Here is a 25200-nt window from a genome sequence, read left to right on the forward strand (position 1 = left end):
TAGTTGTTAGTGATTATTTTACGAATGCCTTCAGGATTTCACCCACATACATGCGTGGTTGACCTTCCATCGGAGCTTGTGAAGGCATCTTCTTACATTCCAAAACAACTGACGGTTCGTTTTGGTTTGCCGGATAGAAACGAACAGTGTAAGTTTCTGCCGTCTCCATCTGTTCGTAAGGCTGGTCGGGAGAAAGGAAGCTGAAAATAACAGGCTTGCCTGATGATTTGCCCAATGAACCACCTGCGTTTGCTGTCATCATGGTCATGTTGAAAGCATCCGAGCCGATTACAAGCACTAACTTGCCCGCACCCATTTGGATGGCATTTGCCGGCAATTGATCCGGAGCTACTTCTTTGTAGCCGGGCACTGTACCTGACGTTGCAGGAGTAGCCGGGGTGAGCGGAGTGGCAGGGATTACTGTGACTTTGCTGGTTTCAGCCGGAGTCTTCACTTCAACTTCTGCTTTTGGGGCAATTACTATCGGACCAGAGTTTACAACACTCTTTTCCTCTTTCTTTGCTTCCTTCTGCTCAGCTGCTTCGGCTGCTTTCTTAACAGTGCTTGCACTGAGGGCTTCGGCTGCTCCAAGGGCCAGGTCGTCTACAAAGTCTACTGTTTTTCTACGCCATTTGGCAAGTCCGCGCACCAATTTGGTTTTGGCTTTATTCAGTGCGTACTTGTCCACAATCCATTCTTCTGCCGTATATTTCTCTTTGCCTTCGCGATAGTTGAAACGGATTTTCTCTACTTCCATCGTACACTTCTCAGGTGCGCAGACCACTGAAATCTGATAGAGTATCTTTGTGCGGTCCAGAGAAAGCGCACTCGAACTGAACACGATCCATTCGTCTCCCGTACCTACGATTTGTCCTTCTTCCGGATTGGTGTAGACTACGCGACTGGTGTTTTCATTCTTTTTCAGCCGTGCTTCCATCCAATTCTGCATGCGTTTGAAGATTTCTTCCTGCGACATGCCGGGAATGCTGAATTCTTTGGTGAATACCACTTTTCCATCTACTTCGGGTACTGCACCTGCCAGATACTTGCTGTCGTCATCTTTATCTTTATTGGCGTCTGCAAACGCTGTGGCCGGCAGACAGATGCATAACAGCATAAAAAGAAACTGTGTCAAATTTTTCATAATGCGTATGTTTTATTGAGTAATATCGAAACTTTCGCCCCTGCGGGTGATGGAAAGGAAACGGCAACCTTTGCTTTCGGCAAACTCCCGGAAAGCATTTCCGCCCTTGTATTCCTCGCTGAAGTGCATAGGTACAAAGATAGCGGTTTTTATCCGTTCCACGAATTGTTCCGCACCTCTCATATAATCTTTTCCGATGCGGTTGTCCACTGGAAACATGGCTACGTCTACCGAAGGGGCGGTCTGCTGGAGGCACTTCACCTCGGCAAGGAAGTCACCTTCCGCTTTCCGGATTTCCTGTGGGGTGGACTCTTCACTCCAATGCCAGTTATTCAAGTCTCCAGCATGGAACAGCCGGATGCCTTGCAGGTCGATCAGAAAAGAGATGCCCACGTCCGTGGAACCGAATGCTTCGATACGGATATTCGGGTCTTCGTACACATCACCTTTATTTATATAGGTGGCATCCTCACGTGTGGCGCGACGATGTTTCAGGATGTCCTTGGAGAAGATGTAGTGAATATCCGGGCGTCCGGCTTTCCATAAAAGAACTTCGCGATTAAAGTGGTCGGGGTGAAAATGGGAAGAGAGCACATATAGTTCTCCGGGTCTTCCCAACAGATAGTCATGAACGATACCTTTATTATATTCCGTTTCAGAGGAATCTTTGTAGTAATCGATAATGACTGTCACTCCGTCCGCTTCAATCGCGAAGCCGCTATGGTAAATGTAATCAAGTTTCATGCAAGGGTCAATTTATAGCGCAATATTACGAAAAACGCTACATAAACCTTGGCTTTTAGCTGTTATTTTTATCTAAAAGACTTACATGGGCACTTCCATCAGCAGGATATGCGAGTCTTTCAGTGTTTCCAGCTCAAAGCTGTGAGTGTCATATACACCCATGCCGTCACGGCGTGAGAGTACAGTGTCGTCCACCTTCACTTCACCTTCGATCACGAAGATGTACACCCCTGCATGCGACTGGTGCATGTGGTAGCCGATCTTTTTGCCTGCTTCTATCTCTCCGATGGAGAACCATGCCTGTTGCAGCATCTTGGCAGGAGCGTCACCGTCCGGTGAAACAATCAACGTCAGTTCGTTCTTGCGCAGCAACGGGCGGATGTCATAATCCTGATAGGCAGGTGGTGTATTCAGCTTCTCCGGCATTACCCAGATTTGCAGGAACTCTACCGGTTCGGTGTCACTGCCGTTCATTTCACTGTGATAAATACCGGTACCGGCACTCATGGTCTGTATGTCACCCGGAGTGATGGAGCGGCTGTTCTTCTGACTGTCGCCATGTTTCAGCTTTCCTTTCAGAGGGATGGAGATAATTTCCATGTTTTTATGCGGGTGGGTGCCGAAGCCTTTACCTGGTTCTACACGGTCGTCGTTCAGTACACGCAGGGCGCCGAAGTTCATACGACGCGGGTTATAATAGGTGTCGAAGCTGAATGTATGGTGACTGTCGAGCCAATCATATAGAGCACGTCCACGGCTTTCCGCTTTGTCTATTACTTTTTTCATAATTAATTCCTTTCTTTTAAATGGTTGATATGTTTAGATAACAAACTGGTTTTGAAAAAGTTTAGTAGAAAAGCTACAAGCTACACAGCTACAAGCTACAAGTAGCTGCGCTATGAGGCTATCATACCGCAAGGCACTTGTAGCTTGTAGCTGTGTAGCTTGTAGCTGTGTAGCTCGTAGCTCCCTTATATTACTTTATTTTCCAGGGCTTTCCCACTTGTAAACTCTCTGATATTCTGCAATGTAGTCGAAGCAATGTTTTCTAATGCTTCCCGGGTGAAAAACGCCTGGTGTGAGGTTACAATGACATTATTGAACGAAAGCAGGCGTGCCAGTACGTCGTCATCAATGATGTGGTCCGATTGGTCTTCGTAGAAGTATTCGCTTTCTTCTTCATACACATCCAGTCCGGCGGAACCGATTTTCTTATTTTTCAAGCCTTCTATCAGGGCATTGGTGTGTATCAGTTGTCCGCGCCCTGTATTTATAATCATTACGCCGTCCTTCATTTTGCTGATGGAGTAGTCGTTGATGAGATATTTGGTCTGTTCGGTGAGGGGGCAGTGTAGGGAAATGATGTCCGAACTGTGATAAAGTTCGTCCAGCGTGGTATATACTACCTGATGTTCGCGGGCAAAGTTATAGTCGGGATATAAGTCATAAGCCAGAATGTTCATTCCGAAGCCGCGCAGAATCATGATGAGCTTCTTTGCAATCTTTCCGGTGCCGATGATGCCGACTGTTTTTCCGTACATGTCGAAGCCGAGCAATCCATGCAGGGAGAAGTTACCGTCACGGGTGCGCCAAGTGGCACGGGGAATTTTGCGGTTCAGCGAAAGCATGAGGGCAACGGTATATTCAGCTACGGCGTAAGGCGAATAGGCGGGGACACGTACCACCGTGATGCCACATTCGGCTGCTGCTTTTAGGTCTACATTGTTGTACCCGGCACAACGCAATGCCAGCAATTTTACGCCATTATCGGCCATCATACGCAGCACGTCCGCGTCTGCAGTGTCATTTACGAATATGCAGACGGCATCCACACCCTGTGTCAGTATCACGTTGTGTTTGTTCAGGTGCCCTTTATAATAGCGGAGTTCAAAATCGTACTCTTTATTTTTCTCATTGAACGAAGCCTCGTCATAGGGCTTGGTGCCGAAAAAAGCAATTGTATATGCCATGATTTCTGAAGTTTTTAGAATTTAGTATATATAGTATAAATAACACGTGTGTGAATGATAAGGTTCAGAAGTTGCATGGGTTTACGGGTAGCCTTCTCTGTCAATTGCACACTTGCGGCAGACTAATTCTGCTCTTGCAAGAAACTAATTTCCGCGCCGCAAGAAACTAATATTTTCCTTGCATCTAATTATTCATACATCAATTATATTTGTTTCTTACAATAATTATATTAATTTCTTACAACAGATATTGTAAGAAACTTAAATAGTTATAGTATGAATAATTAGATGCAAGGAAAATATTAGTTTCTTGCGGTGCAGAGATTAGTTTCTTGCATGTTTAAGATTAGTTGGTTGTGAGATTATGGTTCGTTGTTCATGATTACGAGATTCTCTCCTTACGGTTCTGTTATACATCCTCCATGATCTTTTCTTTATCCGTTTCATTAGAAACAGTTTCTTTTTTCAATTAATTTTTGTCTGCAATGCATCTTTCTGCACAAAATGCTTTCTGATGTGCAATATTATTGTACCTTTGCGCCCGCTAACAATTAAAAAATATTTAGATGAGAAAAATTAGCTTGATTAGCTTTATGATGCTAATCGTTTCAACTTCAACTTTTGCAGGAGGACTGCTGACGAATACAAATCAGCATGCTGCTTTTCTTCGTATGCTATCCCGTGGTGCTACAACTGAAATAGATGGTGCTTTGTCCAATCCGGCAGGTCTGGCATTTTTGCCGAATGACGGTTTTCATATGTCTTTGAGTATTCAGAGTGCTTTCCAAACAAGAAATATCGATGCTTCGTGCGAAGGTTTGGGGCTGAATAAGTATTATGAGGGTAAGGCATCTGCTCCTGTCATTCCCAGTTTGTTTGCCGCTTATAAGATGGGTGACTGGACACTTTCCGGCTTTTTCGGCATTACTGGCGGCGGTGGAAAAGCCTCGTTTGATGATGGCCTTCCCATGTTCGATGCTATGGTGATAGGTGGATTGGGAGCCCAAAACATTCCGAGCAATGTCTATTCGCTGAAAAGCTACATGGATGGCAAGCAGTATATCTACTCTGTACAGTTGGGCTTGACTTATAAGGCAACGGACTGGCTTTCTGTCTTTGCGGGTGGTCGTATGAACTACTTTACTGGTGGTTATCAGGGTGCATTAAATGCCAGTGCCGCCACTAATTTGCCTTTGCCTACCGGAGGAACGATACCTACCGGCACGGAACTTATCGGCATCGACTTGGATTGCAGTCAGACCGGATGGGGATTTACTCCGGTTATCGGCTTGGATGCCAAGTTGGGCAAGCTGAACATTGGCGCAAAGTATGAGTTCATGACTAACCTGAACATTGAGAATTCCACTAAAGAGAACTCGCTTCGTATGATTGGTGCCGCTGAAAGTGAATTGGCGGATTACAAGCATGGTGTGAATACTCCGAATGATATCCCTTCCATGCTTTCTATAGCTGCCGCTTATGAGTTCCTTCCGGTATTGCGCGCATCTGTGGAATACCACTTCTTTGATGACAAGAGTGCAGGAATGGCCAATGGTAAACAGAAGTTTCTGACAAAGGGAACAAACGAGTATCTGGCAGGTATTGAGTGGGATGTAACCAAGCATTTGACTTTGAGTTGTGGAGGTCAGATTACAGACTATGGATTGTCTGACGACTATCAGACTGATACCAGTTTCTCATGTGATTCTTATACTCTGGGTTTTGGTGCCAAGCTGAATTTAACAGCAAGAGCCGCCCTGAACGTTGGCTACATGTGGACTACCTACGATGATTATACTAAAAAATCTCAGAACTATAATAATACCGGATTGAGCGGTACAAATGTCTATAGCCGTACAAATAAGGTGTTTGGCGCTAGCATTAACTACAGATTCTGATTTCATAATTACTTATTATATAGCAGAAGCCGTCTTGGGTATATTATACTTGAGGCGGCTTTGTCGTATTTCTCGGATATTCCTTTTCAAGAAAACTTTTAAGAGAAACGGGGAGCTTTTACGGATAATATTATGTACTTTTGTTGATGCAATATCAAAGAAAGGAGTGATTATGAAGAAATATTCTGATTCCGAAGAACAAAAGCAAACGGTGAATGAGCCTGCTGCGGCTTACGGGCTCGACTTAAACAGCCTAAAAGTGGAAACTGTGCAGTCTGTAATGCAGATTGAAAACCCGAGAATCGTACAGGAAATACGGGATTATGCCTTGCGTCTGATGCAGGAAGAGGAAGAATATGATTACCGGAACGCCCCTTGCCAGTTTACGGTGGAGGAGTTGAAGGAAGAGTTGAGGAAGTCACGGGAAGAATCTCGTTTAGGACTGGGCATAAGTAATGAGGAAATGATGCGACGTAAATTTCTGCATTAATGAAGTTGAAATGGTTACCTATAGCAACCGGCCATGCTGATAATTGCTATGAATTTCTGGCACAAAAAGATAAAAAAGCTGCTCTTGGTATTTATAGGAAAATGACTGAGGGGGCAGCTTTTTTAGCTAAGAACCCTTACGCTGGTCCTTTAGAATCATCTTTAGAAGACCAAGTAGAGGTTTATCGTTCACTCGTAGTTCACAAGTATTATAAGCTAATCTATAGGGTGCTCGAAGAGACTCAAACAGTGGAAATTGCCGCAGTATGGGATGTTCGTCGCAATCCCAAAACGCTGAGTGTCTAAAGAGAAAAGAAAGACAAAAGATATGGTGCAAATCTCTTAGTTACATACTATCAGATGATTTGCACCATTTTTTATTTCCTATGCTATTTTTAATCTATACGTTATTTTTAGAAAGAATATTGTACCAACAAATTCATTCGGTTGGCATGGTGTGTTGAATTGCTGAAATCTGTACGCCAGCCACGGAGGTATTCGGCTCCTACCTGCATGTTTGGAGTGACATTCCAGAATACATTGGCTACGAGATACTGTCCGTAGCGATAACTGCTTGGTTGATCGTTGGGATAACCATTCTCAGAGTATAATCTGGACATACTGTATGTGCCGGATACGAATATTTTCGGACAGATATTATACTGTGCCCCGGCAAACCAGCCCAGCATAGGCAATGCCTGCATCTTGCCTTCTTTTTCTGGATTGGGAACGATGTCCACATTCAGATTGCTTATATCATTCAAATATTGTCCGATACCTTTTCCGTAAGTAGCTTGCCCGAAGATTTCCCATTTCTTACTGAGATTGAACGAAGTAGATGCCTGTACACCCCATCCGGTAACATCGGATGCATGATTGCTGAGCGTGCTGGTATACGTCATGCTGCGCACGATACCACCCACACGAAGATGGCTGTTAGCTCCCCAGCCGTATTGGGCGTAAGCGGTGAAGTCCGGCATACGTTGTTGGGCTACGCTGAGTTCGTCATTCGTGGCGCCATCTACGCTTGGCACTTCGATAGATGCATGGAAACGCAAGTTTTTCAAGCCTTTGTAAGTGTAGGCAAGTTGAGTGGCACGGTAAAAAGTTGCACCATTGGGGCCTTGGAAGTCGATAGTGGACGGCAATGCAGCCAAATCCATGAACCCACCATAAGTATAACCCACCGTTACATTACGGAACGACATATAAGCATTTCGCAACTGGAATACCTTATCGCCGCCACGGAAGTTACCGGCAGTATATACAACGAAATCGCCCAGCAATTTAGTATGCCCTACCAGTTTCAGGAAGATGGTGGAAGTACTTGCATCCATTTGGAACTGGTTCTTTACTTTGCTGGCATTCGGAATGTAGGCAGGGATGAAGTCCATGTTGTCCACGATGCCGCCAAAGTCATATTCGGCAGTGGCACGCACATATCCGCCGATACCAAGGGCGAATTTCCCTTTTTTATCCATCAACAGGAAGCGGGGGGCTTTAGGATCGTGGATGTACCTGAATTGCGATTCGTTCATGATACGGACGATCTCGTCGCCTGCCTTGTCGATGGTAACCATGACGATGCCGTTAGATGCCTCGTCGTCAATAATCACTTTTTCTTGTGCTTTAGCCACGGACGGAATAAGACCGATGCCGCACAACAGAAACATTACTTTTAAGATTGTCTTCATTATTAAGTTAGGTTTTGGTGAATGCCCTTTGAACAACTTAAATTAGAAATGGTTTTGCGGTCAATGGAAGAAAACGTATCTTTGCAGCCGATTTAACGATCTTATGATGCCGTGAATAGCGGTCGTGTATTCTAGAACACCACGTAAAAAACAGGATTTATGAAGCAAAAAGTATCTGTACCCTTTATGCTGCTGGGTATTCTATTTAATGTTTGTCTGATTGCAGCTAATCTTCTTGAAACTAAAGTTATCCAGGTTTTCGGTATTACCGTTACCGCAGGGTTACTGGTTTTCCCTATTTCTTATATTATCAATGATTGCATTGCTGAAGTGTGGGGCTTTCGTAAAGCACGTCTCATTATCTGGAGTGGTTTTGCTATGAATTTCTTTGTGGTGATGCTTGGATTGATAGCCGTAGCATTACCGGCTGCGCCATTTTGGGAGGGGGAGGCTCACTTCAACTTTGTTTTCGGAATGGCGCCTCGTATTGTGGTGGCGAGTCTGACAGCTTTTCTGGTTGGTTCGTTCCTCAACGCTTATGTCATGAGTCGTATGAAAGTGGCAAGTGGCGGACGGCATTTCTCGGCTCGTGCCATCTGGTCGACTGTAGTGGGGGAGACGGCAGACTCTCTGATATTCTTTCCTGTTGCTTTCGGAGGAATTATTGCCTGGCCTGAATTACTGGTGATGATGTGTATTCAGATTGTATTGAAATCCCTGTATGAAGTGCTGATTCTTCCGGTCACTATCCGTGTTGTGGCGGCTATTAAACGTATTGACGGTAGTGATGTGTACGATCAGGATATTTCTTATAATATATTGAAAATCAAAGATATTTGAAGTAATGATAAATACTGCATGATGAATGTTTGTGCAGCATGAATTGTGCTGTTGCATTCATCATTTGCAATTAATAATGAATGGTTGTGAATAAAGAAGTTGCATTAGTAGTGTTCAGTGGTGGACAAGATTCTACCACTTGCCTGTTTTGGGCAAAGCGTGAATTTAAGAGAGTGGTCGCTTTGAGTTTCCTGTACGGACAGAAGCATGAGAAAGAGGTGGAACTGGCACGGGAAATAGCCGGTAAAGCTGGTGTGGAGTTTGAAGCAATGGATGTATCTTTTATCGGTAAGTTGGGGCACAACTCACTGACGGATACAACGATGGTTATGGATCAGGAAAAGCCAGCCGGTAGTTATCCCAATACATTTGTGCCGGGACGTAATCTCTTCTTTCTAAGCATTGCTGCTGTATATGCCCGTGAACACGGTATCAATCATATCGTGACAGGAGTGTCGCAGACTGATTTCAGCGGATACCCTGATTGTCGGGACACCTTTATCAAGTCGCTTAATGTTACATTGAATCTGGCTATGGACGAGCAATTCGTAATTCATACTCCATTGATGTGGATCGATAAAGCGGAAACCTGGGGATTAGCGGATGAATTGGGAGTGCTCGATCTGATACGGAACGAAACGTTGACTTGTTATAACGGGATTCAGGGTGATGGCTGCGGGCATTGTCCGGCATGTAAGTTACGTCGTGAGGGATTAGAGAAATATTTAATTAGTAAAGGGTAATATAATTATGACCGAATTAAAAGATCAATTGTCCCTTTTGGGGAGAAAAACAGAATATAAGCAGGATTATGCTCCTGAAGTGTTGGAAGCTTTTGATAATAAGCATCCCGAGAATGATTATTGGGTACGTTTTAATTGTCCGGAATTTACCAGCCTATGTCCTATAACCGGGCAGCCGGACTTTGCGGAAATCCGTATTAGTTATATTCCTGATATAAAGATGGTGGAAAGTAAAAGCTTGAAACTTTATCTGTTTAGTTTCCGTAATCATGGCGCTTTTCATGAAGACTGTGTGAACATTATAATGAAGGATCTTATTCACCTGATGAATCCTAAATATATTGAGGTAACAGGACTTTTTACTCCGCGTGGTGGCATATCCATTTATCCTTATGCTAACTATGGACGCCCGGGTACGAAGTATGAGGGCATAGCTGAACAACGATTAATGAATAGAGAATAAAAAGAGATAGGGGTGATTTTCGGAACACCCCTTATTTATATAAATATCACTTCTTGATTATTACCAGTTCGGTAGCTTTCAGGATTTCCCCGCCTTCAATCTTTTCTTTGATACATGTTACTTCTACACTGTCCTCCAGTAATACTCCGGGAACTTTATCCGGATTGGCATCCATAGTGCTGATGTTTATTGTATCACCTTTTCCCGTAATCAAGGTGATATTATTCATTGTAGCATCATAAACTATTCCATTGAGTAGTTGAGGACGATTCTCTTGTTTACAAGAACTGATACTTCCCGCAAAGAAAGCAAGAACGGAGAGATAAATTAACTTTTTCATATATAATAGCTTTTCGTGATAATTATTGAATGCAAATATAAAACTATTTCTAAGAAAATATTGATAATCACAAGGAAAGTCTTTCTTTTCATGAACTAAATGCTGCTTTTCTGTGTTTTAATACGATCAAGTTATGCAATCATGAGAATACTACATATTAGATATCTTTTACTTATTTTCCTTTTATCTTGCTCTGCTCTGGCGTCTGCCGATGATAAGAAAGAGAATTCTGGTACCGATTTGCTGATTATCAGTAGTTATGTATCGGGTGCTCCATGGAGTCAGACTATCATTTCACACATCATGCAGAAAGAATATGACCGGAAGGATGTGAGTATGAATGTGGAGTACATGAATATCCTGACGATAGAAACTCCTGAGATACTGAACCAATATAAAGAAAATCTTTTTTCAACTTATGGTAACAATCCGCCTAAAGCAGTGTTGATGTTGGGAAATGCTCCTTTGATATTACGTGATGATATGCGTAGACACTGGGGAGATATACCTTTGATAGTATGTGCTGAAAGTAGATATATAGGGCCGGATTCTACCTATATGTACAATCAGATTATTCCATATAAAGATCGTATCTACTTGAAAGATCTGCGTAATGAGTATAATATGACTTTTCTTGCTGCACGTGCTTTTATACCGGAAAGTGTCCAGTTGCTGCGTCGTATGATTCCGAATCTGAAGAGTTTACTGTTAATAGGTGATCAGACTGACCGTGACATTGATTATGACCAGCAACTCTCAGAGTTGATTAACACTGAATATACAGATATTAATTATAAGTTTTTATCGGCAGGTGCTTGGAGTCCGGACCAGTTGTTGGATACATTGCGACAAGTGGTTCCGGAGGAAACAGGTATTCTATTTGCTTCATGGTTCCACAAACGAATGTTTGCGGGTAATATGCTTATGATGGCAAACTCTTATAAGGTGATTGCCAATTCTACATTGCCTTGTCCGTTTTTTGCATTATCTTCTTCTATTTCAAGTATTGAAGAAGATGGGACTATAATAGGAGGGTGTGTATATGATATGAACCTGTACTGTGAGGAAATTGTGAAGATGATTAATGCTGTAGCTGATGGCAAGCAAGCGCGGGATATTCCATATTATAATCCGAAGCCCATGGTTCTTTTTAACTATCCTTACATGGTGGATTTTGGCTTGTCTCCTAAAAACTGTCCTCCGGGAACGGTTTATTTGAATGCTCCTCCTACCTTCCTCGAAAAGTACCAGTCTGCCTTGGTAGTAGGCAGTATTGTTTTATTGTTAGTTGTTCTCTTTTTCCAACTTCGGCGAAATAAGATTCTGGAGCGACTTCAGTTGGTTGAACAGAATCAGCGCTTCACTCACTCTAAAATGGCTATGGCATTGGAGGTTGTTGATTTACTACCCTGGCAATGGGATTTACGGACGGATGAAATCACATATAGTTCTTACAAACCGATAGAACAGGGTAAAAAAGAAGTTTCGGAAATGACCTATACGACCGATATTAGCGACTATCTAACTTTTGTTTGTGAAGAAGACAGAGAACGTATCCGACAAATATTTAAAGATGTACGCGCTAATAAAGTTGCTAGAATTAAAGAAGAATATCGTGTCCATCGTCCGGGTAAAACGTACGATTCGGAAGACTGGATGGAAGCACGTGCTTTTGTTGAACAATATGATGAAAAGGGGAACCCTTTGATCGTGGTGGGGTCATCATTGTTTATTACGGAGCGTAAGGCGGCAGAGCGTGAGCTGATTGCTGCCAAAGAGCGTGCGGAGGAGTCCAACCGCCTGAAATCTGCCTTTCTTGCTAACATCAGTCATGAAATCCGCACTCCGTTGAATGCAATTATTGGCTTCTCCAGTATATTGGCTATGACTGAAGATGAAGAAGAGAAAAAGGAGTATGTCAGCATCATAGAGAAGAATAATGGAATCTTGCTGCAACTTATCAATGATGTTCTGGACTTATCCAAGATTGAGGCCGGAGTTCTTGATTTGTATTATTCGGAATTTGGATTAAATGGAGTGCTAGCAACCTTGAAGGGAGTTGTTGAGTCTCGTTTGCAGGATGGGGTTGATCTGATTTTTGAGCCGGGGATGCCGGATGATTATGTTGTTTATTCAGAGAAAAACAGACTTCAACAATTGGTTTTGAACTTCCTGACTAATGCCTGTAAATTTACATCGACCGGCAGCATCCGCTATGGCTATGAAGTGCGTGAAAAAGACATCTATTATTATGTAACTGATACGGGAACTGGTATTCCGGAAGATAAACTCCATCTTATATTCGAACGTTTCATCAAGTTGGATAGCTTTAAGCAGGGCACCGGTTTAGGTTTGCCTATTTGCCAGCTCATTATTCAGAATATGGGAGGCGAAATCGGAGTGAATTCTAAATTGGGAGAAGGTTCTACATTTTGGTTTACGCTTCCCCTCAAACCAAAACAGTAAGAGGGGATAGCGTTGCTTCTATATGACAGCTTTATTTTCAATTAAGTTCTTCAATCGAACCAAGGCTTCGATATAATAATAGTCTGCATAAATGATGGCGGCATCTATTTCTGAATTATTCGGCAAGTGTCCGGTGGAGTGGAGGAGGAATGCCGGCTTGCTTTTGCCGCATTGATACTTATCCGAACTCAGGCTTGCCAACATTTTTATAGCTGCATTCTTATATTCATCCCCTTTTTTGCCGGGCAGGTAAGTGGAGAGTTCCAGTAAAGCCGATGCGGTTACACTTGCAGCGGAGGCATCACGTGGGACATTCGGGATATTGGGGTCATCAAAATCCCAGTAAGGCACATAGTCTTCCGGCAATCTTTCCAAATATACATCTGTTACTTTCTGTACAAAATCCAGATATCGTGGATCTAATGTTTCCCTGTAGACTACTGTATATCCATAGATAGCCCACGCCTGTCCGCGTGCCCACATGGTATTGTCTGCATATCCCTGATGTGTAACTCCTTTTATGAAGTCGCCCGTCAAAGTATCATAAACCGCTACGTGATAGGAAGTGTAGTCGGGACGGAACTGATATTTCATAGTCTTATCGGCGTGCGACACGGCTATATCTGCCAGATATGGGTTTCCTCCGTTCTTGGCGGCCCAGAAAAGCATTTCCAGGTTTATCATATTATCCATGATCGTATTGTGTCCACCGAACATTTCTATATTGCGTGGCCATGAAAGTATGGTGCCTACACGAGGTCTGAACAAGGTTGCCAGTGAATCAGCTGTATCCAGAATCACTTGTTTGTATTCCGGATTATGTGTCAACCGATATCCATTACCGTAGCTGCAAAAGATCAGAAAACCCAGGTCATGGTCGTATGCCGGAATTTGTGACAGGAACTTCAACGGTTCGGTGAATTTCTCTGCTTCTTCCTTTATGGTTGCTTTACCGGTATATTCATAATCATACCATAAAACCCCTGGCCAGAAACCACTGCACCATTCATCCTTTGTTGCTTTTCGGCAATGCCAGGTGTTGAGGCTGTCCATGATATTACGCGGCATCATCGAGTAATCGATAGTACCTTCTGCCGCTTTTAGTTCTGTTAAAGTGCGTTGTACCTGGGCGTCACAGTAATCCAGCGCCTCATATACATCTACATCCATTCCTTTCTCGGGCATGTTGCAAGCTGTAAACATGCACAAGCATGCACCGAACAGTAGTTCTTTTGTTTTCATATAATCAGTCTTTTTATTTATCTATGCGAAACCAGTCGGCATCTACCCATCCCCGTTCCTTACCATAAGGAGTGGTACTGAATAGCCCTACTTTGGCACCTATCCATTTTCCCTGACGGGCTGTGAAAGGCATACCTATTGCTTTATATTTCTTACCATCCAGACTGTAATAGAAGTGGCAGATACCGCCTTTCTCTATTTTTACCTGTAGATAGATATCTCTTTCGTAGTTGGGAAACAAACCTGCTTCGTACTTTCTGCTGGCAGGTAATTCTGCCAGGCGATTGACTGTTTCGGGTGTCTTTTGCTCTGCATCCTTGCAGGTCACTTGTTTCAATATAAATTTATCACCTTCTTTCTCTACTCCCAGATAGCAATAGTCCCAGCCCATCACAATCAATCCGGATTGCTGTCCGTCCATTTTGGCGGAAACTTTTAGTTTGGTAGTTGCTGTGAACTCTTCTGCCATGAACTTCTGCAATAAAAGGTTAGGGACTTCCCAGAAATTCACAAAGTTCTCGGAGAGAATATGTCCGTAAATACGGATGAATCCCAAGTCGGAAGTATATCCGAATGTATCCTGATAATTGGCATGCCATTCCCATTGCATTCCCAATTGACGGGTATTGAACTCGTCACTGTCCGCAGGTGTTTCTACCGGGTAATTCTTGCCTACATTGGGCTTTTTATAACGGGTTACTGGTTCGCCACAACCATTGCCGTCCTTATCTTCTCCAATTACAGGCCAGTCGTTTACCCACTTCATCGGGTTCAGGTGAACGACACGCCCATACATGGCTTTATCCTGAAAGTGAACGAACCAGGATTCCCCTGTCTGCGTATCAACCCATGCGCCTTGGTGGGGACCATTGATGTCGGTAGAGCCTTGCGCCATGACAATCTTCTTCTCATAAGGACCGTATATATTCCGCGAACGCAATACTAACTGCCATCCAGTTGCTACTCCGCCTGCCGGGGCAAAAATATAGTAGTAGCCATTCCGCTTATAGAGTTTGGGACCTTCAATTGTATGGTTGATTCCATCATTACCATCAAAGACCAGTACCGGATCACTGATCACTTTTGTTCCTTCTGCATTCATCTCACAAATTGTGATAACACTGTTCAGTGCGGCACGACTTCCTGCCCATGCGTGTACCAGATAAACTTTTCCATCTTCATCCCATAGTGGAGCAGGGTCTATCATGCCACGACCGGCTTTTACCAATATCGGTTTCTCCCATTCTCCGGCCGGGTCTTTGGTCTTTACCATGAAGATGCCATGATCCGGATCTCCCCAATAGATATAAAACTCTCCATTATGATGGCGGATGGATGGTGCCCAAACACCTTTTCCATGCTGGGGAGCATTGAAGAACTCGATGGGTTCTATCTGTTTCAGCGCATAGCCTGCGTATTTCCAGTTTACCAGATCTTTGGAGTGGAGAATGGGTAAACCGGGAGCACATCCGAAGCTGGAAGCCGTCATATAAAAATCTTCACCTACTGCGCAGACATCCGGATCGGAGTAATCGGCATGCAGCACCGGATTGATGTATGTGCCATCCTTCTGGTCAGATACCCAGGCTTTGGATACATATTGGGCTTCCGCCTGCCAGCAGGCAGCGCATAGCAATGTCGTAAGCAGAAATATCTTTTTCATCTTTTTATTTACCTTTTAAAATATCCTGAAAACAAAGATTTTACCTAAACAAACTCTTACCTTTATCTACTGAAAATAACCTTAATGTATTATTTGCCTATTAATACGAGCGAATCTGTTTATTCACTCAATGGAATATCATATTTTATAATCTTTCTCCTTTGTACTTTTTATATTTCTTCATTTCCTGCCTGTCTATAGGTATCAATCTTATGGCAGCTCCACCACTGGGCTTCAGTTGGAACTTCATGGTCTGTGAAGCATTGACAAGCAGATAAGTACATTTCACCTGTGTACTTGTTTTTATCTTTTCTCCCCCATCCGTATAGATGCAGGCGAGGTAATTCTTTTCTTTATCGAGGAACGTGAGAGGTATTTCTTCTTCAGAACCTTCATTGTTGGTCATGGCTGCAACAAACCATTCCTGACCTTTTCGGCGTGCCATTGTTATGTTTTTGCCGGGAGCGCCATTCAATACTTTCGTATCGTCGAATACAGTTTGCAAGTTCTCAAACCATTCCATTTCCGGTTCTCCGTGATAGAACGATGGTTTGTCATACCAGAAGATAGTTTGCAGAGGGCTGTAGAACACGAGTGATGCTGCCAGTTGGTGAGCATGAGTCGTTTTCAGCCGTTTGTCGAAATAACAGATCGTATAGTCGGCTGCACCGTTTATCATACGAGTGAAGGGGAGCGTGACATTATGAGTTGCATCGGGAAATTCTTCGTTTCCACAAATGCCTTCCTGAGTTAATAAATTCGGATAAGTACGGCTGAAGCCTGAAGGGCGATATTCATCATGGATATTCATCAGCAGATGATTCTCTGCCGCCAAGCGAACCATGTCGTGCATCCAAGTTGCCCAGCGATGGCTGGCGTATTGTACGAAACCGGATTTCATTCCGACAATTCCCCATTCGCGGAGCAATGGGAAAAGTTCACGCATTTGCTTCATGAGTGCATGCTGGTTTACGTACACCCAGATACCAACTCCTTTTTCCTTACCATAAGCTATAACACGGGGCATATCCAGTTTGGCAACCACTTTTGTGGCATCCCCGTCATGTGAAGTACAGGGCATATACCATTGCCAGTCGAAAAGCATATACGGGATATTATGTGCTGCACAGAAGTCGATGGTTGCAATAGCTCCTTCGGTTGTGATAGTTGTTTCGCGCATAATCTTGCCTGGTTTTACCCATGCGGCGGCATCGGCAATTTCACATGGCGGATTCAGATTCTGGATGATATCATTGTGTTCCAGCAATTCACCCGGTTTGTCGGCTGCCATGACTATCTTCCAGGGAGTGGCATAATAAGTCACTACATCCACGGGGCTATACATTACAGAAGTCAGTGTATTCTTCTTGTCGGTGGAGGCAAGGTATTTGGTCAGACACCAGTCGTCTACATCAGCATCTGCCAATGCCGCCCATTTACCATTCGGGAGTTCCAGCGTAAGGGCACGTTCTACCGGATGTTTGATATCATCAATGTTCAGGTACTCAAAGAAAGCCTGTGCCCATTGTTCGGTCCATGCTTTTGTACCTGCCGGTAAGGTGTATTCTGTGAGATCACCTACTACTTTATGAAAGATAGCCTTTGGGTGTTCCGGGAAGAAATAGCGGAAAGCTACTCCTTCATTATAGGCACGCACCTCAATGTTGAGCCGGTAGCCGGAGTTATCTTTCTTGGAGAGATAAAGGGTGCCAGCCCGGTAATGATCGCGTACACTGCTACGTTCACCGTAAAGTGGCTGCCAGGTGATGTCTGTTTCGGGTTGGTAGGTCACAGAGTCCACTTCCAGATTGTCCATCCAGCAGGCAGGCTGTTTCAGGTTTCGTGCTCCCAGAGCCATTTCCCATATCCGGTTGTCCAGTTCCAGTCCGGCACGTGATTCATTGACTACAGGTTGTGATTTGTAATCTACCCGGTAACAAAGTTCGTTTACCGCAGGTGAAACCTGCTTCTGGTAAAATGCTATTTCATGTGTTCCGTCAGGAGATGTCAGCTTCAGTTCCTTGCCATTGTCTGCAAAGAGGGAAGGAGTGAGAACTAACATAATAATTGCTGAGCCGATAGTCTTCATATCTTCGTATTTATTGTTTTTATATAAATACGATTTGGAATATGAGGATACTCAATGTATTCTATCTTTTTAGGGAAATAATGTTCGAGACAGTTTGTGAAATGACAGGACTTCCAAAAAATGACGAGAAGCCATCTTCCTTTTGTGAACTTCCCTGTACATGGGCTATGAAGAATCCATATACCCGGTCCTGTTTATTGATCCATGGATAGGCGCCGGCCCAACCCGGTGAACTGATCTGATAGGCTTCTCCTGTTGCTTTATCAATAAGTTCCCGCCATTCTCCCAAACCATATATGCCAGTATGATGTTTTTTCAGCGCACGTTCCACATATTCACCCGGGTGAACTTCTGCATTTCCCACTTGGTCTGCTTGCATTTCATGTATGGTTTCGGGTTTCAGTATTTGCTTTTCTTCAAATACGCCATTGTGGTAGATCATATCAAGAAAACGCATGTAGTCGTGCAAAGTGGTACAGAGACCTCCACCCAACATGGGAGCGTGTCCGCCATCTGTATTCACGGGCGTGAAGTGGGAGTTTTTCATTCTTAAAGGTCGGGCTATTAATTCCTGAAATAATTCCTCGAATTCTTTATTCATAGCTTTTTCTGCCATCCGGCCGGCTATCTGCATGGCAAGTCCACCATATTCAAAGCGGGTACCGGGAGTGAAAACCGTGTCAAGCGGAAGAATCTCCATGACTGCCGAATCCAGATGATTGTAATTGTCTACGCGTGGTTCCGGCAGATAAGGGCGGACGCCCGATGTGTGCGAAAGCAACTGACGTAAAGTAATCATTCCTTTTATGTCGTTTTTAAATTCAGGAATCCATTTCTTTACACTATCATTCCAGTCCAGTTCGGTGCAGTCTACCACTGCTCCGATTACTGCGGCGGCTACCCATTTTCCGGCAGAGGCTACATAGACTTTGGTGTCAGGGGTAAAGTTTTTGTAGTTTTTCTGAAAGATAACGCTATCGTCTCTGACTACACAGATTGAGGCTCCCGGATAGTATCCTTTATTCATCCATGAGGTGACAATGGAGTCAAGTGGCGTAAAATCATAAGCCGCCTGCCGGTTATCGGCAGGACGGCATGATGTGAATGACAGATCCCAGTATACAACGTAACGTTGGTGATGTAAGTCATACAGTGGCTTTAAAACATTGCCCTGTGATGTTTTAAATATCAGTTCCTCGCCTGTACGCTGTAAACTGTGTCCGGGGTGTTTCCGGTCTATTTGTAAGGTGGTATTCAGTTCAGCCGGGATATGATAGTTGTAAGTATAATAGTCATTGTATAATGCCGGATCAGAGAATGGTGCCGGAGATTGCATACCTTCTGTTCCCGCTTCACCTGCCAATACCAGCGGTCCGTATAGCAGGGCTCCCTTTTGTGGATTGTCCGGCGTTGTTTCCAGTTGCAGGCTCATCGGATAATTGGCTTCAATGCGATCACCGTCTTTCCATTGGCGGGTTACGGCAATGTATGATCCCGGTTTCTGTTTTACCGATACTTTTTTCCCGTTGACGTTTACTTTCACATTTTTACTCCATGATGGATAGCGCAGATAAATCGTAGTGGTGACAGGTTTGTCCGTTTGGATGGTCAATGCAGTGTTCTCTTTTGCAGGGAAAGCTGTTTCCTGGCACAGAGTTATTCCTTTCGCTCTCCAGTTTACTTCTGACGGGATAAAGAGGTTTACGTAGATTCCCTGGTCATTGTGATAATAGATAGCTTCTCCATATTTAGCATGGTTTTCGAAGCCGCTGCCTACACAACACCAAAAGGAATTCTCTCGGGTACTATAAACTTTGTGAGAGCCGGAGAGCAAAGGCAAGAAATAGGATACCATTCCCGTTTCAGGATCTTGTTGCCCAAGGATATGATTATAGAGTGCACGTTCGTAGTAATCGGCAACCTTGGCATCTCCTGTCCAGCAAAACAGGTGGCGACTGAGTTTCAGCATATTGTACGTACAACAAGTCTCACCGGTATATCCGGTCAGATGTTTGGATAATTGTTGTGGATCGAAATAATGCTCTTTATCACTGCTGCATCCCGGTGCAAAGGTATGATGGTCTATCATGGTATGCCAGAAAAAATCAGTCAGTTTCCGACTGTCATTATCCTGCGTCAGCTCGTAGTTACGTGCTTCGGCAAGAACTTTTGGGATAAAGGTATTCGTGTGCTTGGTTCCTAAATCATCGCGTTGTTCTTTCAGCGGATCGATAACATCATTGTGATAGAAAAATTCAGCAAGCCATTGATAACGCTCGTCGCCGGTGATGGCATAAAGATTATAGAAAGATTCGTTCACACCACCGAATTCATTCCGTATCATCCTTTTCCGGGTGGGTTCATCCAGCGGTTTAAGTTTATTATAAGCCCAGTCACCCATGCGGGTAACTACTTCCAATGCCTGTTTGTTATCTGTATAGAGATATTGGTCGATCAATCCGGAGAAGAGCTTGTGTAATGTATACCAGGGTGCCCATACACTTGTCCCACGTATGTTCCGATTGATCAATTCTTCCGGATATGCACTGAGATACCCGTTTCCCAAAGCTGCCTGTACTTCTGCCAGACCTGTAACAAGACTGTCACCTTTCAGCTTGAATATTTCGCTTCCGGTAGATGCGTACATGAGCGCATAGGCTGATAGTAAATGCCCTGTTGTATGTCCGCGCAGTTCGCAGTCTAGTGATTCCCAGCCGCCCAGTTTCTTTACGGTCATATACCCACCTTCACGTCCGGCAAATACTCCGGCGTTGTTGCGGAAACTGTGTAGCAAACGATTGGTTGCTATGGAAGTCATCCAAACAGAATCACGCATCATATTGTCGCGAAAGCGGCTTGGTAATAAACGCACGTCTTTTAAGTCAAAACTCTCTACCTGTATCGGCGCTGTTGTCACTTTTTTCATTTTTCCGGCATGCTGTCCGGGATAAATGGATTGAGCGGAAAGATCGGTTGATAGAACTGCACAGATTGTCATTAGGATCAAACTCTTATTTCTCATAACTTTTTTATTAATTCTTTCTTTATATATACGAAGTAGAGGGATATATTACTCAAAAACCCGTTAGAGGAATTTAAAACTGTATAGCGAGCTATTTTCCTATTACGACTGAAGGCATTTCCCACTACGACTGAAGGCACTTCCCACTACGACTGAACTCGTGTTTCACTACAACTGATCTTAGTGAAACATCAAGTGTATTGTCACACAGGTAGTTATGCTTTTTGATGCACTCCTATATAGCTCACATCAGGAAAGAAAGGAATGAAGTTACGAGCTACAGGCTACAAGTGCCTTTCGGAACATAGCGCAGCTACTTGTAGCTTGTAGCCTGTAGCTCGTAACTGATTCATATCCCTATAGAAATGAACTAGTCTTGTCAGCGGATTACTTTATATTTTTTAGTGTAAGAATCGAAAATGGATTCATTAGCATTGCGCACATAACTCCCATATCCGATGAACCATTCCGATATGTTTTTGGAAACTGCGGGGTCAGTTCCTTTCTTATAAGAAAAAGCAAGTAAATATGCGTCTGTATCCCAACCGTTCACATTTGTGCAGGAATTCCGGTGCATAATATGCCCATCTGCCCGTGTGTTTAAATAAACATCAGTTATTTTGTCACCTTTAGCAATACGGACACCTTGCAGATCATCTCCTTTCAGGCGGGTTACCTGAGGAATATTTTTACTTGCAGGAGAATCTTTCAAGATGATTGCCGTTATAAACTTGACACTTTGTGCCTTTATCGGATAGGTTATCGAATAATACGTTTCCATTTCGTCGGTCTTCTTAGCTTTGGGACCCTGGTGAGCTTTCAGTTTCAGATTATAAGGGAAATCATGTTCGAAGTCGCTTTCTGTCAGATAGTCCGGCCATAAAGGGCGTATATCCACAGCAGCCTGTTGGTTGACGACACTCAAATCAATACCATTTTTCCTGCTTACTCCATCCGGGTGAAAAAGCAGACTGAATGTACCGTCTTCATGCGAACAGACATCATCAATAACCAGTATTACATCATCTATCCACAAAAAACTACGGTGGTTTTTAGAAAAGTAGCGGGAAGTAGGCCCGGTCACGTTGGCCAGGATGTATTTGATATTTCCTTCGTCTGTAAGATGATGCAAAGAACCATCGAGCATCGAACCTTTGTACTGTTGCTCTTGAGGCTGGGCCTGTCCATTAAACAACAGTACATTATGGGCCTGGCTGTGGAAGAAATATTCACGATACCACGGATTGGGATACCAACAGTTTCCGCCATCCTTAATTACTTGCTGTCCATTATGAAAAAGGATAAATGAACCTGCGTCTGCATGAGAGTGATTCCATGTATGTCCGCATTTCACTCCTAACAGGGTTGTGTTTTTCTCCCAAGAAGTACGCATCACACTCCAACCCATTCTTTCATATACCGTAGATAGCGACAGGGAAGGTTGCGGTGGAGCCGCAGATAAATCGGGAGTGTACAATAACCCCATGGGTGTATCGGTCGGCATACTTTCTTTGGCCTGGTTTTTCCGTACCTGTGTGAGATACCATAACATATCGGTTTTCTGAAAACCTAATGTCCAAAGTAATTTCAAGACTCCTTCACCATTGGCAGCAATGTTGCTGTCGCCAAAATAAAGGGAAGGAAGATAATCACTGTCGGCAGGATAACAGGTATACATAAAATAATCTGCTGCACGTTCAAATAGCTTCCTTTCTGGCCATTCTGCCCGGGGATTGAAATTCTGCATGGCAAGGCGGAAGGTCAGGTATTGGGTGAGCCCGTAATTGGCGTAACTCACACTTTCGTAATAAGCTCCATTATCGAAGTTAGCCGGTTTGTTTTGTAAGATATCTCCTTGGAAATTAGCCCAATCCGTTGTTGCCCTACTTACCATATCAATCCATTCGGCAGCCTCGGGAATTTCATTGCTGACGGCCATGGCAGCGATTCCGGTCATGGCAATACAGGATGCCCAATAGTTGTGCCCCATGGAATTGATTGCATGGAAACGTGTTGCCGGTGATAGCCAATCGTGCAGCGTCGGACGGATTCCTATTTTGTAAATGGCTTGTGCCAGTTCTTTCCGTTCTTCATCTGAGAGTTCGTTATAGATAGCATCGAAACCGATAGCCATTTGATGATTGGCATGGGCGGTGCTTAGCAATGAAGTCCAGGCAGGTTCCCGATTCAGCATATCCTTTGCTTCGAGGGTTTCTTTTCCACCTGTCTGCCGGATTGATTCTTTGATCTTATCCGCATATCTTTTTTCGCCTGTCACCTGGTATGTCAATGCCAGATATTCCAACTTGCGGTAAGGATTGTTTTCTTTCAAGGCTTCCCTGGCTACTTGTTCTACCTGGGTATAATTGGCTTTGACTTCTTTATCCGATTTGAGTTGTTCTTTCAGTGTTGCTATCCGATCGGGGGTAAAGAACAGATAGGGGTGTTGTTGCTGCGCCCGGATTGAGAAAACCAGGGAACAAAACAGAATGAGCGTCAGTACATGTTTTCTTTTATTTCTCATAATTTCTTTGTTAATTCTTTTTTTAGTATATATACGAAGGAGAGAAATATATTACTCAAATATCTTCCAGCTTTTCAAATGAGCGAATCCATTCCACAATTACCGGTTCATTGCCGATATTCCCAAAATTGAGAATAAGAGTAATGTTTGCTGGCCTTTCTGTGAAGTGCGTTCCATTATTTGACAGATAGTCTGTAATCTTGAATACATAGATGTCTTTTCCTATCTTTTTAGCCTTATCCGAATCTAACTTCCAAAATTCCGGAGCACTGGCAACGCTATAGCTTAATTGTAACCAGTCTTTATTTGCGGATGCTGGAATCTTGGGTGCCTTTACGGCAATATACGGATAGTTTCCTGCCTGGTAGGAAATCCTTTTCTTTTGCATATTTACTCCGGATGATACAAATGACATTAGATTATCTACCTGTTTATAAGAGCAATTGGCGAAAGCCCATCCTTCCAGTTGGGAAAGATCCTCATTTATTTGTCCGGGGACTTTCCTTTCATTTAAGTCCTTTCCCAAATAGAACAGCAGGCTGCCGAAGCCCGGGTTATCACAAGTAAATCCCGGTCCTTCAGGACGTATCATGCCTAATACAATTTGGGTATATGGCATTTCTAACCCTTTGCGTTCAACATAGTGATTGTAGGCAATTTCAAATAATGAGCGGAAACGTCCCATCCCTTCTTCCCCTAACGTAGTCCAGTTTGAATATTTTCCGGTTATATCTTTCCAGGTAAAGAAAGGTACTTCATAGCCCAGATTAGATTTGGCCAGGTATTCATAACCTTTCATAAGGCGATTATCCAAAGCGCCATACAGGTCTCTGCCTTGTGTCCAGGCTATTTCGGCAATTTCCGAGAGGCATCCTAACCCTAACATGGCATGTTGCTGGTCACGTCCACTTTCCTGTATCTGGCCGGATTCTGCTACGTAGTTGGGAAGAGTTCCATTGTCATGGCCTTTCAGAAAAAACTCTATAGCGTCTTCATACAACTTTTTATCGTTCAGAAATACTCCGAATGCCATTTGTGCCTTAGTTACCGCAATTCCCCAGTTACCGTTGGTGTAAGGTTTGGTATTGTAGAAAGTAGTAAGTATCGGCTGGAATACATTTCGGAACATATTTTCTACTTTGGGTGTATCTTTTGCATCCCATCCGTTAGTATGTTTATCTGCTGTATATGTATATCTCATGATTTCTGCTGCGTTTACCAGCATAAATCCTTGAAGGCCGGCACAAAGCGGATCGTCCGGACCTTCTATTTTCTTTAGGGTACTTGCATACGCTCTGATAATCTCCATTGCTTTGTCTGCATGAGGCTCTTTTCCTGTGACTATCCAAAGAATGGCATTGTAGTAAGCTGCATTAAAATCTCGTTCACAAGGGTCTTTGGTATAACCATATCTGCCGGCACGACTGATAGTTTCGAAAGATCCTTTTATGCAATAATCAGCTTTTCCTTCAGGCATTCCTCTCATGATGTTGAATGAACCGTAAGCTGGTTGGATCTCATTTCTGACAAGTTCCCGGATTCTTTTTAATGAAGACTCAGAATGAAGTAAGCCCGGATGAGTAAACTCTTGACTGTTTATATTCAGCATATAAAAGAGAAGAATAAATAACGGAATAAATTTCTTTTTCATCATATTCTTAAAATAATAAGGTTAATACATATTAGATAGAAGTCAATATGTATATAGCGTATTTACGTACCGATTTACCTAAAGCGGCATCGCACTTTTTAGTTTAATTATAAAAAACAATTCTACGTATAATGCATCATGAGATTAAACTAAGTTTTAGTGAGCAAAACTATACATTCTATCAAATAAATCATTAAGTTTGTCGGACTTCTTAGTAA

The 25200-nt window shown here is 43.4% G+C and carries 18 protein-coding genes and 1 pseudogene; 7 read left to right on the forward strand and 12 right to left on the reverse strand.

What is annotated here, in order from left to right; all coding sequences use genetic code 11:
* Positions 1-13: 13 nt before the first annotated feature.
* From K6V21_RS15600 to K6V21_RS15615, 4 genes are all read right to left on the reverse strand, one after another.
* Positions 14-1144, reverse strand: coding sequence for a DUF4468 domain-containing protein (locus tag K6V21_RS15600; protein ID WP_224319180.1), 1131 nt, complete (start codon positions 1142-1144; stop codon positions 14-16).
* Between the two features lie 12 nt (positions 1145-1156).
* Positions 1157-1888: an MBL fold metallo-hydrolase gene (locus K6V21_RS15605; protein WP_224319181.1), complete on the reverse strand. Its 732-nt coding sequence runs from the start codon at positions 1886-1888 to the stop codon at positions 1157-1159.
* An 81-nt stretch (positions 1889-1969) separates the two neighbouring features.
* On the reverse strand, positions 1970-2674 hold the full coding sequence (locus K6V21_RS15610; RefSeq protein WP_007213364.1) for a pirin family protein: 705 nt from the start codon (positions 2672-2674) through the stop codon (positions 1970-1972).
* A gap of 185 nt (positions 2675-2859) precedes the next feature.
* Complete coding sequence (locus K6V21_RS15615; RefSeq protein ID WP_217713253.1) at positions 2860-3858, reverse strand: 2-hydroxyacid dehydrogenase; 999 nt, start codon at positions 3856-3858, stop codon at positions 2860-2862.
* Between the two features lie 566 nt (positions 3859-4424).
* Here K6V21_RS15615 and K6V21_RS15620 point away from each other — a divergent pair.
* The 3 genes from K6V21_RS15620 (at position 4425) to K6V21_RS15630 (ending at position 6551) form a co-directional block, all read left to right on the forward strand.
* A complete protein-coding gene (locus tag K6V21_RS15620) occupies positions 4425-5756 on the forward strand; it encodes an OmpP1/FadL family transporter (RefSeq protein WP_224319182.1) in 1332 nt (443 codons plus the stop codon).
* Between the two features lie 172 nt (positions 5757-5928).
* Positions 5929-6246, forward strand: a complete 318-nt coding sequence (locus K6V21_RS15625) for a hypothetical protein (RefSeq protein WP_224319183.1) — start codon at positions 5929-5931, stop codon at positions 6244-6246.
* Complete coding sequence (locus tag K6V21_RS15630) at positions 6246-6551, forward strand: type II toxin-antitoxin system RelE/ParE family toxin (protein WP_224319184.1); 306 nt, start codon at positions 6246-6248, stop codon at positions 6549-6551. Before K6V21_RS15625 ends, K6V21_RS15630 begins: the two co-directional genes overlap by 1 nt.
* Before the next feature lie 107 nt (positions 6552-6658).
* Here K6V21_RS15630 and K6V21_RS15635 read toward each other — a convergent pair whose 3' ends face one another.
* Positions 6659-7939, reverse strand: a complete 1281-nt coding sequence (locus tag K6V21_RS15635) for a DcaP family trimeric outer membrane transporter (protein WP_224319185.1) — start codon at positions 7937-7939, stop codon at positions 6659-6661.
* Between the two features lie 159 nt (positions 7940-8098).
* Here K6V21_RS15635 and K6V21_RS15640 point away from each other — a divergent pair, with 159 nt between their 5' ends.
* From K6V21_RS15640 to queF, 3 genes are all read left to right on the forward strand, one after another.
* Positions 8099-8779, forward strand: a complete 681-nt coding sequence (locus K6V21_RS15640) for a queuosine precursor transporter (RefSeq protein WP_217713263.1) — start codon at positions 8099-8101, stop codon at positions 8777-8779.
* 86 nt (positions 8780-8865) lie between these two features.
* Positions 8866-9522: a 7-cyano-7-deazaguanine synthase QueC gene (gene queC / locus K6V21_RS15645; protein WP_224319186.1), complete on the forward strand. Its 657-nt coding sequence runs from the start codon at positions 8866-8868 to the stop codon at positions 9520-9522.
* Positions 9523-9529: 7 nt separating this feature from the next.
* Positions 9530-9985 carry a preQ(1) synthase gene (gene queF, locus K6V21_RS15650; protein ID WP_007216146.1) on the forward strand — a complete coding sequence of 152 codons (456 nt, stop codon included), beginning with the start codon at positions 9530-9532 and terminating at the stop codon, positions 9983-9985.
* A gap of 46 nt (positions 9986-10031) precedes the next feature.
* Here the strand turns inward: queF and K6V21_RS15655 are convergent, their stop codons facing one another.
* Positions 10032-10325: a hypothetical protein gene (locus tag K6V21_RS15655; RefSeq protein ID WP_224319187.1), complete on the reverse strand. Its 294-nt coding sequence runs from the start codon at positions 10323-10325 to the stop codon at positions 10032-10034.
* Between the two features lie 141 nt (positions 10326-10466).
* On the opposite strand from K6V21_RS15655, the gene K6V21_RS15660 reads away from it, so the two are divergent.
* Positions 10467-12791 (forward strand): PAS domain-containing protein, encoded by a 2325-nt coding sequence (locus K6V21_RS15660; protein ID WP_224319188.1) that lies wholly within the window; start codon positions 10467-10469, stop codon positions 12789-12791.
* An 18-nt stretch (positions 12792-12809) separates the two neighbouring features.
* On the opposite strand, the gene K6V21_RS15665 is transcribed toward K6V21_RS15660, so the two are convergent.
* The 6 genes and pseudogenes from K6V21_RS15665 to K6V21_RS15695 form a co-directional block, all read right to left on the reverse strand.
* Positions 12810-14033: a glycoside hydrolase family 88 protein gene (locus tag K6V21_RS15665; RefSeq protein ID WP_224319189.1), complete on the reverse strand. Its 1224-nt coding sequence runs from the start codon at positions 14031-14033 to the stop codon at positions 12810-12812.
* A 13-nt stretch (positions 14034-14046) separates the two neighbouring features.
* Positions 14047-15696 carry a glycoside hydrolase 43 family protein gene (locus K6V21_RS15670; RefSeq protein ID WP_224319190.1) on the reverse strand — a complete coding sequence of 550 codons (1650 nt, stop codon included), beginning with the start codon at positions 15694-15696 and terminating at the stop codon, positions 14047-14049.
* A 145-nt stretch (positions 15697-15841) separates the two neighbouring features.
* A complete protein-coding gene (locus K6V21_RS15675; protein ID WP_224319191.1) occupies positions 15842-17785 on the reverse strand; it encodes a glycoside hydrolase family 97 protein in 1944 nt (647 codons plus the stop codon).
* 76 nt (positions 17786-17861) lie between these two features.
* Positions 17862-20807: pseudogene (locus K6V21_RS26765) on the reverse strand (beta-L-arabinofuranosidase domain-containing protein); the annotation flags it as partial.
* A gap of 379 nt (positions 20808-21186) precedes the next feature.
* A complete protein-coding gene (locus K6V21_RS15690; protein ID WP_224319192.1) occupies positions 21187-23331 on the reverse strand; it encodes a heparinase II/III family protein in 2145 nt (714 codons plus the stop codon).
* 55 nt (positions 23332-23386) lie between these two features.
* Positions 23387-24985 (reverse strand): alginate lyase family protein, encoded by a 1599-nt coding sequence (locus K6V21_RS15695; RefSeq protein WP_224319193.1) that lies wholly within the window; start codon positions 24983-24985, stop codon positions 23387-23389.
* Positions 24986-25200: the final 215 nt, after the last annotated feature.

It is taken from the genome of Bacteroides cellulosilyticus, assembly GCF_020091405.1.
Lineage (GTDB): Bacteria > Bacteroidota > Bacteroidia > Bacteroidales > Bacteroidaceae > Bacteroides.

Excerpts from the sequence above, each read along its gene's own strand:
- K6V21_RS15600 (WP_224319180.1), bottom strand. The coding sequence starts at position 1,144 with ATGAAAAATTTGACACAGTTTCTTTTTATGCTGTTATGCATCTGTCTG.
- K6V21_RS15605 (WP_224319181.1), bottom strand. The coding sequence starts at position 1,888 with ATGAAACTTGATTACATTTACCATAGCGGCTTCGCGATTGAAGCGGAC.
- K6V21_RS15610 (WP_007213364.1), bottom strand. The coding sequence starts at position 2,674 with ATGAAAAAAGTAATAGACAAAGCGGAAAGCCGTGGACGTGCTCTATAT.
- K6V21_RS15615 (WP_217713253.1), bottom strand. The coding sequence starts at position 3,858 with ATGGCATATACAATTGCTTTTTTCGGCACCAAGCCCTATGACGAGGCT.
- K6V21_RS15620 (WP_224319182.1), top strand. The coding sequence starts at position 4,425 with ATGAGAAAAATTAGCTTGATTAGCTTTATGATGCTAATCGTTTCAACT.
- K6V21_RS15625 (WP_224319183.1), top strand. The coding sequence starts at position 5,929 with ATGAAGAAATATTCTGATTCCGAAGAACAAAAGCAAACGGTGAATGAG.
- K6V21_RS15630 (WP_224319184.1), top strand. The coding sequence starts at position 6,246 with ATGAAGTTGAAATGGTTACCTATAGCAACCGGCCATGCTGATAATTGC.
- K6V21_RS15635 (WP_224319185.1), bottom strand. The coding sequence starts at position 7,939 with ATGAAGACAATCTTAAAAGTAATGTTTCTGTTGTGCGGCATCGGTCTT.
- K6V21_RS15640 (WP_217713263.1), top strand. The coding sequence starts at position 8,099 with ATGAAGCAAAAAGTATCTGTACCCTTTATGCTGCTGGGTATTCTATTT.
- queF (WP_007216146.1), top strand. The coding sequence starts at position 9,530 with ATGACCGAATTAAAAGATCAATTGTCCCTTTTGGGGAGAAAAACAGAA.
- K6V21_RS15655 (WP_224319187.1), bottom strand. The coding sequence starts at position 10,325 with ATGAAAAAGTTAATTTATCTCTCCGTTCTTGCTTTCTTTGCGGGAAGT.
- K6V21_RS15660 (WP_224319188.1), top strand. The coding sequence starts at position 10,467 with ATGAGAATACTACATATTAGATATCTTTTACTTATTTTCCTTTTATCT.
- K6V21_RS15665 (WP_224319189.1), bottom strand. The coding sequence starts at position 14,033 with ATGAAAACAAAAGAACTACTGTTCGGTGCATGCTTGTGCATGTTTACA.
- K6V21_RS15670 (WP_224319190.1), bottom strand. The coding sequence starts at position 15,696 with ATGAAAAAGATATTTCTGCTTACGACATTGCTATGCGCTGCCTGCTGG.
- K6V21_RS15675 (WP_224319191.1), bottom strand. The coding sequence starts at position 17,785 with ATGAAGACTATCGGCTCAGCAATTATTATGTTAGTTCTCACTCCTTCC.
- K6V21_RS15690 (WP_224319192.1), bottom strand. The coding sequence starts at position 23,331 with ATGAGAAATAAAAGAAAACATGTACTGACGCTCATTCTGTTTTGTTCC.
- K6V21_RS15695 (WP_224319193.1), bottom strand. The coding sequence starts at position 24,985 with ATGATGAAAAAGAAATTTATTCCGTTATTTATTCTTCTCTTTTATATG.